Annotated in this window: 12 protein-coding genes; all 12 read right to left on the bottom strand. The window is 58.3% G+C overall.

The features are described 5' to 3' along the window. Positions 1-12: 12 nt before the first annotated feature. A complete protein-coding gene (gene lepB / locus FMM72_RS11710; RefSeq protein WP_160210306.1) occupies positions 13-636 on the bottom strand; it encodes a signal peptidase I in 624 nt (207 codons plus the stop codon). A 140-nt stretch (positions 637-776) separates the two neighbouring features. Further along, positions 777-1,121, bottom strand: a complete 345-nt coding sequence (gene rplS, locus FMM72_RS11705; RefSeq protein ID WP_160210307.1) for a 50S ribosomal protein L19 — start codon at positions 1,119-1,121, stop codon at positions 777-779. A 205-nt stretch (positions 1,122-1,326) separates the two neighbouring features. After that, entirely contained in the window at positions 1,327-1,674 is a 348-nt protein-coding gene (locus FMM72_RS11700) for a cupin domain-containing protein (protein ID WP_207710347.1), read from the bottom strand. 31 nt (positions 1,675-1,705) lie between these two features. Further along, positions 1,706-2,383 carry a TIGR03936 family radical SAM-associated protein gene (locus FMM72_RS11695; RefSeq protein ID WP_162221529.1) on the bottom strand — a complete coding sequence of 226 codons (678 nt, stop codon included), beginning with the start codon at positions 2,381-2,383 and terminating at the stop codon, positions 1,706-1,708. Beyond that, a complete protein-coding gene (locus tag FMM72_RS11690) occupies positions 2,373-4,217 on the bottom strand; it encodes a TIGR03960 family B12-binding radical SAM protein (protein WP_243157798.1) in 1,845 nt (614 codons plus the stop codon). Before FMM72_RS11690 ends, FMM72_RS11695 begins: the two co-directional genes overlap by 11 nt. 254 nt (positions 4,218-4,471) lie before the next feature. Further along, complete coding sequence (locus FMM72_RS11685; RefSeq protein ID WP_162221527.1) at positions 4,472-6,019, bottom strand: nitrite/sulfite reductase; 1,548 nt, start codon at positions 6,017-6,019, stop codon at positions 4,472-4,474. A gap of 400 nt (positions 6,020-6,419) precedes the next feature. Then, the gene (locus FMM72_RS11680; RefSeq protein WP_160210311.1) at positions 6,420-6,986 is read right to left on the bottom strand and encodes a hypothetical protein; all 567 of its coding nucleotides are present in this window, start codon (positions 6,984-6,986) and stop codon (positions 6,420-6,422) included. Further along, positions 6,976-7,992, bottom strand: a complete 1,017-nt coding sequence (locus tag FMM72_RS11675) for a M23 family metallopeptidase (protein ID WP_162221526.1) — start codon at positions 7,990-7,992, stop codon at positions 6,976-6,978. Before FMM72_RS11675 ends, FMM72_RS11680 begins: the two co-directional genes overlap by 11 nt. Positions 7,993-8,185: 193 nt before the next feature. Continuing rightward, complete coding sequence (gene gltA, locus FMM72_RS11670) at positions 8,186-9,574, bottom strand: NADPH-dependent glutamate synthase (protein ID WP_162221525.1); 1,389 nt, start codon at positions 9,572-9,574, stop codon at positions 8,186-8,188. Beyond that, a complete protein-coding gene (locus tag FMM72_RS11665) occupies positions 9,567-10,424 on the bottom strand; it encodes a sulfide/dihydroorotate dehydrogenase-like FAD/NAD-binding protein (protein WP_006874133.1) in 858 nt (285 codons plus the stop codon). Before FMM72_RS11665 ends, gltA begins: the two co-directional genes overlap by 8 nt. A 136-nt stretch (positions 10,425-10,560) precedes the next feature. Next, complete coding sequence (locus FMM72_RS11660) at positions 10,561-14,196, bottom strand: N-acetylmuramoyl-L-alanine amidase (protein WP_162221524.1); 3,636 nt, start codon at positions 14,194-14,196, stop codon at positions 10,561-10,563. Between the two features lie 140 nt (positions 14,197-14,336). Further along, complete coding sequence (locus FMM72_RS11655) at positions 14,337-15,626, bottom strand: glycoside hydrolase family 10 protein (RefSeq protein WP_162221523.1); 1,290 nt, start codon at positions 15,624-15,626, stop codon at positions 14,337-14,339. Positions 15,627-15,981: the final 355 nt, after the last annotated feature.

Here is a 15,981-nt window from a genome sequence, read left to right as displayed (position 1 = left end):
TCCTCCGTCCTGTCAGTCTGTCAGCGCGCCCGCCGCGCCAACCGGGAAAAAGCGGAACACCGCGCGCCCCATCACCTGCCGCAAATCGACCATACCGATCGATACGTCGCGGCTGTCCGACGAGTGGTTGCGGTTATCCCCCAATACAAAAATATGTCCCTTTGGCACGACAACCGGGAACTCGACGCCGAGATTTATATATGTCGGCTCGTTGATATACGGCTCGTCGAGCAGCACGCCGTTGCGCCGCACATCGCCTGTATCAAAATCAATATCCATTTCATCGCCTGCGCGTCCGATCACCCGCTTGATGATCGGCGGCTGACCGTGCGCGGCGCGGTCGATGACGACAATATCGCCATACTGCGGGTCGTTATAACCCGCCTGCATCAAAATCAGACGGTCTCCGTCGTGCAGCGTCGGTACCATCGACGGCCCCGACACAGTCGCCGTGCGCAGTACAAATGTAAACAGAGTCAGAATCACGGCGATTGCCAGCACACATGATTCAATCCATTCGTACAGCTCTGTGACCGCCGCGCCCGGACGGCGCACGCCATTGAGCGAATTTTTAATATCATAGCGAAAATCCCACTCGCGCTTCCACTCCCACTCCGGCGGTGATCCATTTTCCACAGCGCGCCCTCCTTCCCGCAGACGCAGCGCGTCCCTGAAATCCCCTTCATCGTATCATACCGCGCGGCGCGGCGCAAGAAGGGGATTGTAAATGAAAAAGGGACGTTTCCACGTCCCTTTCCCCAAGCGCCCCGCTGCTTTCAGCGGATGACATCCCTGACCTTGGCGGCCTTGCCGACACGGTCGCGCAGATAATAGAGCTTGCTGCGGCGGACGCGGCCGTTGCGGACCAGCTCCACCTTGTCGATGTTGGGCGAATGGATCGGGAATACCCTCTCCACGCCGCAGCCGTGCGCCACACGGCGGACGGTAAAGGTCTCGGAGATGCCGCCGTGCTTCTTGGCGATGACGGTGCCCTCAAAAACCTGGATTCTCTTTTTCTCGCCCTCTTTGATCCAGACGTGAACCTTGACGGTGTCGCCAATCTCGATCTTGGGCAGCTGTGCTTTTGCACAGTCGCTGGCAATGTGCTTCAAAGCGTCCATTTACGCTTCCTCCTTCTTTTTTACAGACATTCATTCCCATTCGATCGATGGCAGAGGACTGTCCGGTTTCATGTACAATCCCGGCGGGATTGGGCACGAACGCCCGTTGCAGGCTCCAACGTTCATTACATGCCTATATATGTTACCACAGTGGCTGTCAAAATGCAAGCATCTTCCAAAATTTTTTCCGCTGCGCCTCTTGCCGTCATGCTTTGACAATCAGCGCCATAAATTCAAGCGGCTGCGTCCCGGCGTTGGCGATGCTGTGCCCCTCTCCGGAAGGCGTATAGGCGCAGTCGCCTGCGCGCAGCGTGACCCATTCGCCGTTATCGCAATAGCGCGCCGCTCCCGCGAGGATATAAAATGTCTCGCTCTCACCGTGGTGCTCATGCCAGCCGATTGAGCAGCCAGGCTCAAGCGTCATCTTTGCGAACAGACGTCCATGGCCGCAAAACTGCGCCTCATCGATCACCGGCGTCTGTAAAGCGCGCCCGTCGCCGCCGCGCATCTGTTCCTTTATAATGGGGCGGATATTCTCTTTCCTTGTAACCATATCAAAATACCTCCTCACACCATTGCTTTGCTTACTCAAACGGCCGCAGCTTTTCGTCGAGCACAGCCGTGCGCACCACGCGCACCCAACCGGCGCGCGCGCCGCCTTCCTGCGCAAACGTGTCGAGCAGCAGCGTCGGATTCAGGTTGAAGGCGCTGCCGGCGGCCGCGCGGATGGAACATGTCAAGGTATCGCCGTCCGCGCGCGGTTCTTTCAGGGTAAAATGCGGCTTCACATCGACGGTACGCTCGCCTTTTTTCCCTTTCTTGACGACCGGGACTGTCTCTCTGGCGCACCAGTGTGCAAACGCCCGCCACGCTTCGTCCGCATCCGCGCCGTCAAACTCCTGCGTCACTGTGTAGTCAGCCCACCTGATCGCATCCGGCTTCATGACGGCGGGCGCGGCCGCATAGCAGGAGATTCCCTCCGGCAGCACGGCGTTGAGCCTGTCGACGACAGTTTTCATCGGCAGCGCCTCGGTCAGACGGAAATCCATCGATTCGCATTCGCTCTCATAACCGAGCGCAAGCGGCAGCGCAAACGTCAGATACACATGCGGATGAAAGCCGAGCGTGTGCCATACGGGCAGCTTCGAACGCTTGAGCGCGCGTGAAATGCAGCGCACCAGGTCGAGATGCGAAATATACTTTGCGCGCCCCATTTTTTTATAAAAGACGCGCGCCGTCACGGCAAACAGATCAGTCCCCAAAGCACGCACCTCCCAACAGCCGGTTTGCACCGCAGGCCGAACAAGTGGCGCGGCAGTGCGGCGTCGTGCCGCCGTCGTGGGCGCGCTCATTTTCTCGCCTCAGAAACGCCTTCGACACGCCGTAATCGAGATGGTCCCACGGCATCACCTCGTCATAGGCGCGACGGCGGTTTGCGTAAAATGAGAAGTCGACGCCGCAGACCGCGGCCGCGTCCTCCCAACGCTGCATGGAAAAGAAATCGTTCCAGCCGTCAAGCCGCGAGCCTTCGCGCCACGCGTATTCGACCACCGGGCACAGCCGCCTGTCCCCGCGCGCGAGCGCCGCCTCCAGAAAGCTGGTCGGGCTGTCGTGGTATTTGACGGAAATTTTTCGCGACGAAACCGTGTCAAGCAGAATTTTCTGCTTGCGGCGCAGTTCCTCCATGGTGTCCTGCGGTTCGAACTCGAACGGCGTAAACGGCTTCGGCACAAAGCACGCCACAGACACCGTCACATTGACGCCGCGCCCCTTGGGCTTGTCCGGCATGTGATAAAACGCGTCCACAACCTTTTGCGCCAGGTGGATGATCCCCGCGATATCCTCGTCCGTTTCGGTTGGCAGCCCCATCATAAAATAGAGCTTTACATTTGTATAACCGCCGGAAAACGCCGTTTTGCAGGTGCGCAGGACCTCCTCCTCCGTGACGTTTTTATTGATCACGTCCCGCAAACGCTGCGTCCCAGCCTCCGGCGCGAAGGTCAGCGACGATTTGCGCACAGCCGCGACGCGCTCCATCAGCTCCCTGGAGAAATTGTCGACGCGCAGCGACGGCAGCGCAATATTCACCGCATCAGGCTCCGTCCAGGTGAGCATTTCGTTTAAAAGCGGCTCGATCTCCGAATAATCGCTTGTCGAAAGGCTGGTGAGGGACACCTCATCGTAACCTGTGCTGTCGCACAGGGCGCGCGCGTTTTTATTGAGCGTTTCGTGGCGCTTCTCCCGAAACGGCCGGTAAATAAACCCCGCCTGGCAGAACCGGCATCCGCGGATACATCCGCGCAGCACCTCAACCATCGCGCGGTCATGAACGGTTTCCGTAAACGGGACAACGAACGTTTCAGGATAAAAAACGTTGTCCAAATCCCGGACGATGCGTTTATGCACGACAGACGGAGCGTCCCCGCGCGGCGTGACGGCGGCAATCGCGCCGTCGGGCCGATAGGTCACGTCGTAAAGCGACGGTACATAGATGCCCGCAATCTGCGCGGCGCGGCGCAAAAACGCCTCCTTGGACACGCCCTCGCTCTTACAGGCTTTATACAGATCGATCAGCTCCAGGTTGACCTCCTCGCCCTCGCCCAGAATAAACAGATCGATAAAATCGGCGATCGGTTCGGGATTGCAGGCGCACGGGCCTCCCGCCACAACGAGCGGCGCAAGGGTTGGACGATCCTTTGAACGCACCTCAAGCCCCGCGAGATCGAGCATGTTGAGGATCGCCGTAAAGCTCAATTCATATTGAAGCGTAAAGCCGATCATATCAAAGCCGGCGATTGCATCCAGGCTTTCCAGCCCGAACAGCGGAATTTTATGCGCGCGCATCACACGTTCAAAATCGTCGCCCGGGGCGAATACACGTTCGCACCAGACATCATCGCGCGCGTTCATCAGCGAATAGAGGATTTTCATCCCCAGGTGCGACATGCCCACCTCGTATAAATCCGGGAAGCAAAATGCGAACCGCACATCCACCGACGCCGCGTCCTTCACAACGCTTCCTAATTCGCCCCCCGTATAGCGCGCGGGCTTCTGCACCTGCAAAAGCACCCGTTCCAGCGCCTTTCTGACATTCATGCACTCGTACATCCTTCCAGGGCACAACATCCCATGATACTGTCTGCTATTGTATCGCAAATGCGTTTATATTGCAAGCGCCCCGTCTCTTTTTGAAAAAGGTCCCCGCATGTGCAGGCGCCCACTTTTCCCGGCAGAGCTTCATAAAAGGCCATGCGGGCCGCTACAGCCCGCATGGCCTAAATTGTTGTATACGGTATCGCCAAAATTTCAGGCGGGTTTATGCGCCGGCCGCTTGTACGCAGCGGCCGCCGTCAGGCCAGATACCGCTCGGCGATCTGCTCCAGCCCCTTCGGGTCGGCCGCGTTCCAGGCGTCAAAATCCATTCCGCTTTTCGCCACCGCCGTCCCCAGCTCCACCAGAAACGCCGGGATCTCCGTCTCCAAAATTGTCCCCAGCTCCCGTCCCATGGACTCTTTTCCCTGGCGTTCGTCCCCGTTGACATACAGGACAAACGCAGGCTGCGGCTTCTTATCCACAGATTTCACACCACCTCTGAAGCCCAGCGCGCCAATCTGATGGGTGCCGCAGGAGGAAGGACAACCGGAAATGTGAATCTGAGGCAGAGCTTTGTCAGGAATGCCCGCCTTACGCGCCGCTTCTACGCAGGCCGCTAAAAGAGCCTGGGAATCGCGTAGGCCCACCTGGCAGATCCGCGCTCCGATACAGCTTACTGAATTTTCAAACAGCGTACCAGCGCTGTTTTTTGTCAGCTCCAATACCTTTCGGGCTTCGTTTCCGGTCAGGTTGATGATATAGGCCGTTTCGTCCGGCGCAAGGCGCATTTCTACACCGGGCATCTCTGTTAGCGCATCGCTTAAAGCACAAAATTCCTCCGGCGCGGGCTGTCCGCCGATCGGATGCCACTGCACCGTGTAAAGGCCGTCCTGCTTTTGCTTCAGGACCCGGCGGCCCTGCGCTGTAGAACCGTCGCCCCGCTTGTCAAAGGTTATAGGCTCTGCAACAATCGTCAGATCCTCGCCGCTGCAAAGCACCTCGTCCAATTTCTCGCGGTACGCCTTTGCATAGTTTTCGGGGCCGCCCAGCGCGTCCTGCATATAACGGGTGCGCGCTTTCCCGCGGTTTTCATAATTGCCATAAGCGCAGAAGGTCAGCCACATGGCTTTGATATAATAAAGGATTTTTTCAGGCTGGACCGCCTCAGCCACCTTGACGCCAAAACGGGGATTGTTCCCAAGCCCGCCCGCGCTGTATACATCGAACAGTCCATCTGCTCTTGCCGCAAAGCCCAAATCGCGGAATGTGGCGTGCGTCAGGTTTTTGGGAGAGTTGGAGAATCCGACCTTTAATTTCCGCGGCATCTTCTCAGCCTTGATAAAACTCATCAGATATTCCCCGGCCGCCTGCGCCCAGGGGAGTACATCAAAAAATTCATCCTGCTCCACGCCCGAAAGCGGGGAACACATCACGTTGCGGGGATAATCCCCGCCGCCGCCGATTGTCACAATTCCTGCATTTAGAGCGCCTTCCATAATACCGTATACCTGATCGGGCCGAAGGTCATGGAGCTGAATGGTCTGACAGGTGGTAAAATGCAGCCTTTTAATATCATATTGACGCAACGCCTTTGCCGTATACTCCATTTTCTCCCTGGTCACGCGGCCCGCCGTCATGCGCAGACGCAGCATACTCGCTTTCCCGCCTTTCTGCGCGTAGCTTCCGTAGTAGCCGGAAAAAGCCTTATAAGCGCCCTTATCCAGCTCCCCTGCGTAGAAAGCGTCCGTTTTTTCCTTAAATAGCGCGATATCTTCTTTCCATGCCTCGGGGGCAACCATTTTCATAGCCTGTCCATCCTTTTCTTTTTATAAAATACCATTCCGCCGTATTCCGGCAGTCCGGCGATGTATTCAGTTTACCCAAGTTTATCCACATTTTATCATGACCGCGCAGCGGCATGATAAAATTAGCCATCAGGGCGGCAGCGGGCCGCGCCCGCGTATCGCCCTGGCTATATATTTATATAAAATGATCGCGGAGCGATTATTTTATCATGCCGCTGCGCGGTCATGATAAAATTGGCCATCTGTACAGCTTCAAGCGTCCCTGATATCTATTCAGTGTATATTGTATCATATTATACATCGTGTCTCAACCAATTTTTCCCGGATACACAATCCCCTATTCCCCCGCTATTTTTCATGCAACGCCAAGGGCCGCCCCGATTGGGGCGGCCCTTGGCGATCACGTGCACAGAAGCGTAACGGCGAGGTAGACCGTTGTAAAAAGCAGCGTGCAATTTCCGTGTGCAAACAGCCAAAAGCCGCCTGCAAACAGCGGCGTCAGGATGACAAAGCCGATCACCCGGCGCAGCAGATCAGCTCGTTCCAGGCCGCCTGTACGGCACAGCAGCAGATGCAGCAGAACGCCCCCGTCAAGCCGGCCGATAGGAAGCAGGTTAAATCCTGCAAGCGCGGCGTTTGCAGTTGTAAACAGATTCCAGCCCGCAAAGGGGAAGGCCGCCGCCAGCGCCGCAAGATTGGCCGCGGCGCCTCCAAAATAGACAGCCGCCTCCTGGCCATAGGAAAGCAGGCCCTGCTTTTTCATACGCACGCCGAATGCGCAGAACTGTAAATCGGTCACGCGCGCGCCCACTATATGCATCGCTGCAATGTGCCCGCACTCGTGCAACGCGACACAGCAAAGCGCCGGTAAGCCCGCACCTGTCCGGTCAAACAACATATAAAGCGCCAGCACCATAAAAAAACCAAAAGTAAAAAAATAGCGCGTTCCACGAAGCTCAAATCCCATAGCCGTCCATCCCGTCAAGTACCCAAGCGGGATTATAATACTTCCCGTTCAGGTTGATTTCAAAATGGACATGCGGTCCGGTCGATATCCCTGTACTGCCAACATATGCAAGCAGCTCACCACGGCGCAGATTTGCGCCGACAGGCGCGACAATCTCCAAGCAATGGCAATAGGTCGTCTGAAGCCCTCCTCCGTGATCGAGCGTGATGTAATTTCCATAAATCGGAGACGTATCCACCTCGGCCACGCGCCCGGGCAGCGCGGCATATACGCCCACACCCTCCGGTGCAGCGATATCAAGCCCCCGGTGAAAATCATCCGCGCCGCTGATGGGGTGTTCGCGCCAGCCATACAGGGAGGTCACTGTACCCGACGACGGCGGTTCCACAAGCGCGGAAACAAAAATCGGAGCCAGAGCGCAGGAATCCGGCGCAGCCTTGCCGGACTCCCGCTTTGCGTCCATCCAGCCGCCCGCGCCGCCTGGCGGCGCGGATGTTGTCTGCGCCTGTGTTTCCGGCGCGCTGGATATGGCGTCTTCGGCGTGGTCATCCTCCTCAGCCTTTACAAACGCATTCCAGGCGTCAAGCGGCATACTCTCCGTCGACGGCTGCTGTGCGCTGTCTGCCTGGCCGATGGATGGCCGCTGCGCATCAGATGTGGAATCAACAGTCTCCGGCGGAGTCTGGCCGCGCGGCATAAATAAGCTACTGGCTTTCTGCGAGAGCCAGTCGGCCGCACGGTCGGCTGCCTGTCCGATACGAACCGGCAGATCGGATGGGAGCTTCCATGTCAGGCCGCCGCCTGGCTCCAGATAAGCGTTGTACTGCGCGCCCACTTCGTCCGCGAGCATGGGATTTAATTGCACCAACGCGAACGACACACCGCCAAGCAAAATGCAAAGTGCAATCTGTACCGTCATCAAAAACAGGTATGGGTCCTTTTTTTTTCCGCTGCGCGCCGGCGCGCCCGGCCTTCTGCGCGGCGGATGGGCTGTGTGAACCGTCATAATCGTCCTTCTCCTTTATATGGAATTAGACGCCGCCTGAAATTGCCGGGGCAATCTTCCCAGCAAACCAGCTCTGATCTTTGATAAGACAAGTCTATGCGCGCGCGGAAAAAATCATGCCCAGCGGACAAGCCCGCCGGGAAGTAAAAACGGGGCGCTTAAAGCGCCCCGTTTTTACTGTGACCGTCGTTGTTTAATTTTTGGAACGGATGTATTCGTCAATCGACTGCGCAGCGGTTTTTCCCGCGCCCATCGCAAGGATCACCGTCGCCGCTCCGGTCACGGCGTCGCCGCCGGCGAACACGCCGGGCTTTGTCGTCGCGCCCTTTTCATCCGCCACCAGACAGCCGTGCTTATTCGCCTCCAGGCCGGTCGTCGTGGAGCGGATCAGCGGGTTCGGGCTTGTTCCGATCGACATAATGACTGTATCGACATCGAGCACAAAGTTGCTGCCTTCCTTCGGGATCGGACGGCGGCGTCCGGACGCATCCGGCTCGCCAAGCTCCATCTCGACGCATTCAATCCCTGTGACATGCCCATTTTCATCTCCGATGATCTTCACGGGATTGTTGAGCAGCTTAAAGACAATGCCCTCCTCCTGCGCGTGATGGACCTCCTCGGCGCGGGCGGGCAGCTCCTGCATGGAGCGGCGGTAAACGATGTAAACAGTGTCCGCGCCCATACGCTTGGCGCAGCGCGCCGCGTCCATCGCCACGTTGCCGCCGCCGACAACGGCGACCGCCTTCGATTTTGCAATCGGCGTGTCATACCCTTCGTGGTATGCTTTCATCAGATTGATGCGCGTCAGATACTCATTGGCCGAATAGACGCCGAGCAGCCCTTCGCCCTCGATGCCCATAAAGCTCGGCAGGCCCGCGCCGGATCCAATGAACACCGCTTCATAGCCCTGTTCAAACAATTCGTCGACCGAATCCACCTTGCCGACGACCATATTTGTCTCAATATCAACGCCAAGCTCTTTGAGCGCGCCAACCTCGCGCGCGACGATCTCCTTGGGCAGACGAAACTGCGGGATCCCATAGACAAGCACGCCGCCGGCCGTCTGAAGCGCCTCGAACACAGTGACCTCATAGCCCATTTTCGCCAGATCGCCGGCGCAGGTCAACCCGGCCGGGCCAGCGCCGACCACCGCGACACGGTGGCCGTTGGAGGCAGGCTTTTCCATTTTACCGTCTCCATGCTCCATCCACCAGTCCGCGACAAACCGCTCCAGACGGCCGATGCCGACCGGTTCGCCCTTGACCCCGCGCACACATTTGCCCTCGCACTGTGTCTCCTGCGGACAGACGCGTCCGCAGACAGCAGGCAGGCCGTTGGTCAGCGCTATTTCACGGTACGCGCCGGCAAAATCGCCCTCCGCCACCTTTGCGATGAACTGAGGGATATGTACGTTGACTGGACAACCGGCCACGCACGGCTGATGCTTGCAGCGCAGGCACCTCTGCGCTTCCTCCATCGCCATCTCAGCCGTATAGCCAAGCGCGACCTCCTCAAAATTATGGTTGCGTACATCCGGCGCCTGTTCCGGCATTGGATGCTTCTTCGGCGACATATTAGGCATTGCGTTTTCCTCCTGTCAGACGGCAGATATGGGCCGGGTCCTCGCGATCAGCGGCCTCCCGCTCTTTATAGAAGCTGTTGCGATGCATCAGCTCGTCAAAATCGACCTCATGGCCGTCAAAATCCGGCCCGTCGACGCATGCGAATTTCATCTGGCCGCCGACCTTGACACGGCAGCCGCCGCACATGCCCGTTCCGTCAACCATGATCGGGTTGAGTGATACGAGCGTTTTAATGCCGTAGGGCTTTGTGGTGGCCGCGACAAACTTCATCATAATGACCGGGCCGATCGCAATCACCTCATCGTACTGTTCGCCAGCGTCAATCAGCGCCTGAAGCTTGTTGGTGACAAGCCCCTTTTCGCCGTATGTGCCATCGTCGGTCATGATGTACAGATGATCGGTGACAGCCTTCATTTCGTCCTCAAGGATCACGATGTCCTTCGAACGAAATCCCGCGATCATATCGACCGCGATTCCGGCGTTGTGCAGCGCCTTGGCCTGCGGATAGGCGATCGCTGTGCCGACGCCGCCACCGATGACACAGACGCGCTTGGCGTTTGGATCGATATGTGTGGGCACGCCGAGCGGGCCGACAAAGTCCAGGATGCTGTCGCCTTCCTCCAGCGTGTTGAGCAGCTTGGTCGAAGCGCCAACAATCTGATAAATAATCGTCACGGTCCCGGCCTCGCGGTCATAATCCGCGATGGTCAGCGGCACGCGCTCGCCCTGCTCGTCGACGCGGAAAATAATGAACTGGCCCGCCTTCGCCTTTTTGGCGATGTGCGGCGCCTGCACCTCCATTAAGGTCACGCTGTCATTGAGGGCGCGTTTTCTTACGATTTTGTACATTCTTTCACTCCTGCCTCCCGAACCACGCACACGCGGGTTCTGTTTTGAAAATCTGTAAAATAAACAAATTTTTCTCATTTATTATATCAAACTTTGTAAGCAGACGCAATAAGAAAATATCCTGCATACATGCCCGCTACGAGACAACGCGGATTTTAAACCTTTCCACAGCCTCGCTGCCGTTATAGCCCTCGGCAATCAGATACGCCGTGCCCTCCCGGAGCCCCTCAACATATACCGTGTGCTCGTCGTCGCTGATCTTTGAGATCTCCAGAATATCCGGATCGCTTACGCTCCACTTGATGCCGGGGTCCTCGGCGTTGGCCGGCGACACCTCGCCGGTGTATTCGCCGCGGGAGCCGCCCGCCTCCAGCTCGTCCGGGCCGGAAATGGAAATCGATTCCACAAGCACGCCTTCCTCCGGCTCGGCCTGCTCGCCGTCCTGCTCATCGTCTGAGCTGTCGCCGCGCACCTTGACGGTGCAGGCCGCCGTCTTGCCGCCGTCGTCCGTTGTAACAGTGACCTGCGCTTCGCCCTCACCGACAGCAGTCAGTTCCCCGGACGACGATACCTCAACGACATCCTCGTCGTCCGACTCCCATGTAACGTCCTTGTTTTCCGCGGTCCGCGGGCGGACGACCGCTTCGAGCTGATACGTCTCGCCCACGCGCATCGAAAGCTTCTCGCGATCGAGCGATACGCTTTCAACCGCGTCGCCGCCCTCGTCACCGCCGCCGGCGTCCTCGTCCTCCTCATCGTCGGAGCCGTAATATCCGGAGCTTGTCCCCCCCAGATACGCGCTCACGCCGTTGGCGATCGCTTCGGCGATGCGGTTTTGATATTTGGAATTGATCATCTTCGTATACTCGTCGTCGTTTGACAAAAATCCGATCTCAGCCAGAACGCACGCAAACTGGCTTTCGCGCGTCATGTAGTAAAGCCCGGCTTTCGCGCCACGGTTATCCGTGCCAAGCGCCGACGCCACATTCGCGGAGATATTGGCTGCGAGCTGTTTGGCAAACGGATAGAAATAGTAAACCTCCGTCCCCTTGGCCGAGCTGTTCTGCGCGGTATTGCTGTGGACGCTGACAAGCACCTGCGCATTGAAAGAACGCGCGGCCGCCAGACGCGTGGCCATTGTGGAACCGGGCTGCGTCATCAGCACGGACGCGCCCTGGCTCTTGAGGTTCGCAACGAGCTTTTCAGAGATCGCATAGTTGATATCCGCCTCGTCCTTGCCCGGATAGAAGCCCTCCGCGCCCGGATCGTTTCCGCCGTGTCCCGGGTCCACGACCACCCGCGCCCCTGAAAGACCGCCTGGGGAGTTGTGAAAGCGCAGGTTCAGGCTGTCGCCCTCATAATACGCCCTGTATCCGATGAAACCGCCCGCCTTTTTAAGCTTCAGCACCAGATTTGACCCATCCCATGAGGCGGACTCAAAGATACCCTTTCCATCGGCGGAACCAGGCGTTTCGGACGTATACTGGAACCGGAACACAAGGCGGCCGCCGTCGTACTCCACCTTGTAGGGAACCTTCTGCGTCATATCGAGCGTGACGGTCGTATACGAACCAGACGTCCTGATGCGTATATCGGAGATAACGTTCTGATCCGGCATGGATCCCCCGCTCGCCTTGATATCGGAGGAATAAACGCGCACGCCCGATTCCAGCTTCCAATACGTCTTTGTCACGCTGCCGTTTTTATAAACAATCTCATCGCCATATGTCTTGTCGACCGTTCCCTGCGGCAGCGGGAAATAGTTCGGATTCGAGTTGTCGTTGAGCGTGTCAGTCGGGAACGTCTCGGCCTGGTCCGCAGTGACATAAACAACCGCGCCGTCGCCCATCACAGCGAGCTTGTTGACCGTGACGGACGCGCCCTGCATCGTCTGCGTCTCTCCCTGGACCGTGGCGGTAAAGGTGATATTCCCCATCGAGGTCGCGGTCGCCGACGCGCTCGGCGCTGTAAATACGCCGACATACAGCCGGTAGCCCGAATCGCGCTCGGCCCCGTCCGTGTCGTCCTTTGTTTCGGAGAGCTGGATTGTCTGCCCGCCGACACTCGCCGTCACCTGCGCGCCCTCATACGCCAACGCGGTGACGGACACCTGCATACCGCCGTCGACAGAGATCTTCCCCGTCGGGCTGACCTCCTTGATGACCTGTACGATGCGCGTAATATTGTAAGTCAGGCTCTTGCCCTTGTGTTCGATTGTAAAGGTGTTCAACCCCGCCTTGAGATCCTCGCGGATTGTAAAGTAGCCGCTCTCATTCGTCGGGATTTTCTCCCCGTTGATCGTTACGTCCGCCTGCGGGTCGGAGGCGCCCTGGAAGGTGACTGTCTGCTCCTGTGTTGTAAAGGTCAGCTCTGCCGGCTTTGTAACAGCGAGCTGCGTGAGCACCCACTGCTCGTTGATCTCGTCGTTTAAATATTGAATCAGCGTCGTGGTGCTGCCGCCCGGGTCGCTTCGCAGGGCCGAGAGCGAATTAAACGCGCTGCCGGAACTGCCGCCCGCCTCCTCAAGGCGGATGATCTGCGCTGTAAGCTGCTCATAGACCGTCCAGCCGACCGACTGCGTCCCAACGCGGTCGGCTGCGTGCATCATATAGAGCTTTGTATCCATACCGTCGACGACGCCGGCCCACCACGCCGCGACAACGCCGAACTGCGCCGTCTCCTCGTTCGTGGAGCCGTAGTTTTTGACCATCACGAAATCGAACAGCCCATCCTTTACAAAGGCGCGCGTATCCGCGTTGCCCGTACCGAGGGCCGTCGTTTCAGATTTCGTGTCAGAGCCGTCCGGATCGGCGTTGCTGTTCTGCCAGACCGCCTGCGCATAAAGCCCAACCTGCACGCCCGGCGCGCGCTTACGCACCGCAGCGGCCGCCGTCTCAAGCAGCGCGCGCGGGACCTGGCGCTGATACGCTTCATAGCCCATACCGCCGCCGCTTTGCAGATAACCTGCATAGGCGGCCGCGCTGTCCGCGCATTCATAACCGTCGAGCAGGATGCCGTCTGGTTTGTACGCTTCGGCAAACGCGCCGATATTTTCCGCCAGGTCGTCAAGCGCCGCGCCGTTGGCGGTCAGCCCTTCTCCGCCCGAACGGTTTGAAACATCATATGTCGCATAGACGTAAAAACCCATGTCGCGCGCCTTTGCGCAGAGGTACTCCGTCACGTCAAGCCCAAGCGGCGCGCTCTCCAGCGCGCTGCTCTCAAACAGGACGCTGCCGCCGTACTGCGTGTCGATGATCACCGTGTTCATCGTGAGCTGCTGCGCGGCGGCAAGCGCCTCGTCAAGCTGCGCGGCAAGCTCCTGCGCGCTCACATCCGTCCCGTTTGTCAGATAATCGGTCCCCGCGGAGATCATCACGCCGCGCATCTCGGCCGGCACGTTGAAATAGACAGGCTCGTCCGCCTGCCCGTCATCCGGACTGTCCGCCTCCGTCTCCCCGGCCATATCCTGCGGCGCGGACGACGCGTCCAGCGCCGGATCCGGGTCCTCCGCGGAAATGTCCGGCAGCTCGTCCGCCTGTGAAGAATCCGCCGGCGGCCCGCTTTGTTCAAAGATTTCACCATCCGTCCCCTGTTCGCCGCCGCCCGGCTGATCCGCCGGATGCTCGGAGCTTCCGCTTTGCGCCGGCCCCTGCGCAAACTCCGTGAGCGGACCGCTCAGAGAAGCCAAAACGCCCGTCAGCAGCGTCAGGGAAACGAACACTGCCGACAGGACGAGAATCAGTTTTTTTCGATTGGGGGCGTCTTTAAACACAGCTTGCCTCCCCGCCCCGGCGAGCTGCTCCGCCGGGCTTCTTAAATCCGCGCCGCGCCGCGGCAATGCATGGCGCAGACGGGCCGGAGGCGTCCGCCTTTAAAAAGGCGGGCAGCTCGCGCCCCGTCTCATCAGCCATATCAAAATACTTTTTTCAGATTGCTGCGCTCGATCTTCATCTGCTCAGACACATCGCCGAACAGCGATTCGTAGCTGTAGATCACAACGCCGCCGTAGTGCTCCGCCTTGCGGGCCGTCTTGACCATGCGCGCAAGGATATCGGTCGTATCGATCCATTCGTTCTTTCCGCCACCGGCCCAGGTATCGACTGTACCGACCTTATAGGCGGCGATCCCGACATACAGCTTGATCGAATCGACCTTGATCATATTGTCCCACAGCGCGACCGTTTCCGCGTAAGGGGCCGTACCGTTGCGATAACCGTAGTAAATCTGCGGACAGATATAATCGACATATCCCGGCTCGGAGACCCAGGTGCGCACGTCGGCAAACTGGCCGTTGTAGTTGATGTCCACATTGCCCTGCGGGCTGATGCCGAACAGGCAGTCGGGATTGGCCTTCTTCACAGCGGCGTAGACGTCGCGCACAAGCTTGTTGACGTTTTCCCGCCGCCAGTCGGCCTGCGGCAGGCGGCTGCCGGACGCCTGATAGGCCGCCGCGTCAAACGTCAAATCCGTGGTCGGATAAAAATAATCGTCAAAATGAATACCGTCAACGTCGTAATTTTCCACAATCTCCCGCACGCCGTTTACAATCAGCCCGCGCGCCGCGGCACTGCCGGGATTGTAGTAGACGCCGCCGTTCCACATGAGCGCGCCGTCATTGCCGCTGGCCAGCCATTTTTTCGCCTGGTTGTCCGCCGACATGGGCTTGTCGTCGAGCCGCACCCGGTACGGATTGATCCACGCCTCGATGCGCAGCCCGCGTTCATGCGCGAGCGAAACCATCAACTCCAGCGGGTCGTAGCCGGGGTTGCGCCCCTCCTCGCCTGTCAGATAACGGGACCAGGGGAAATAATTGGACTTATAAAGCGCGTCGCCAAAGGGCCGCACATGGACAAATACCGTATTAAACCCAAAGCCGGCCGCCTGATCAAACGCATCCCCGATATTTTTCACAAACTGCGCCTGTGTCTTCCCCTTGATCATCGGCTCCAGCGTCAGATAAGAAATCCACACCCCACGCACCTCGCCGTCAACCGCAGAGGAAAGCACCGCGGTCTGCGCGCCGCCGAGCGCGTCCCTGTCGCGGCTGTCGGGCGCTTCCACGCCGTATACGCTCGTGTGTTCCGGACGGTTCAGCATAACCGGCGTTTCTTCCCCGCCGGACGGCGAGCCCGCGGCAATTTGGCCGCATCCGGCCGCCGCCAGCATCAACACCGACAATATCACGCTCAAAACCTTTTTCATGCGTTCGACTCCTTCTCGCAAGCATTCGTCATAATTTTACACGTTCCGCACCGGCAGGTCAATAGCCTGGAAAAACTTTCCGTGATCACCATTGACATTTTCAACATTTTGTATAAACTGGTAAACAGGCGGCGACCGCTTTATTAAATTTTTCAAAAATTAACTTTGTCCATGCCGCATAAAACGGCGTAAAAGGTGACGTTCATGTTCCCAAAAAATATATTCAGTATCCATACAAATATAGTACCATCGGCAACAGTCAATATTTGCTGCCCGCGCTGCGGGCAGCGTGGGCAAATGTCCGTCTTTCACGTGCAGCGCGACGCGGCCTTTTGTGGCTTGCGCTTTCTGCGCC

It is taken from the genome of Anaerotruncus colihominis (genome assembly GCF_010206195.1).
Classification (GTDB): domain Bacteria; phylum Bacillota; class Clostridia; order Oscillospirales; family Ruminococcaceae; genus Anaerotruncus; species Anaerotruncus colihominis_A.
The sequence above is the reverse complement of the archived record's forward strand: the minus strand, read 5'-3'. Positions and strand labels throughout refer to the sequence as shown.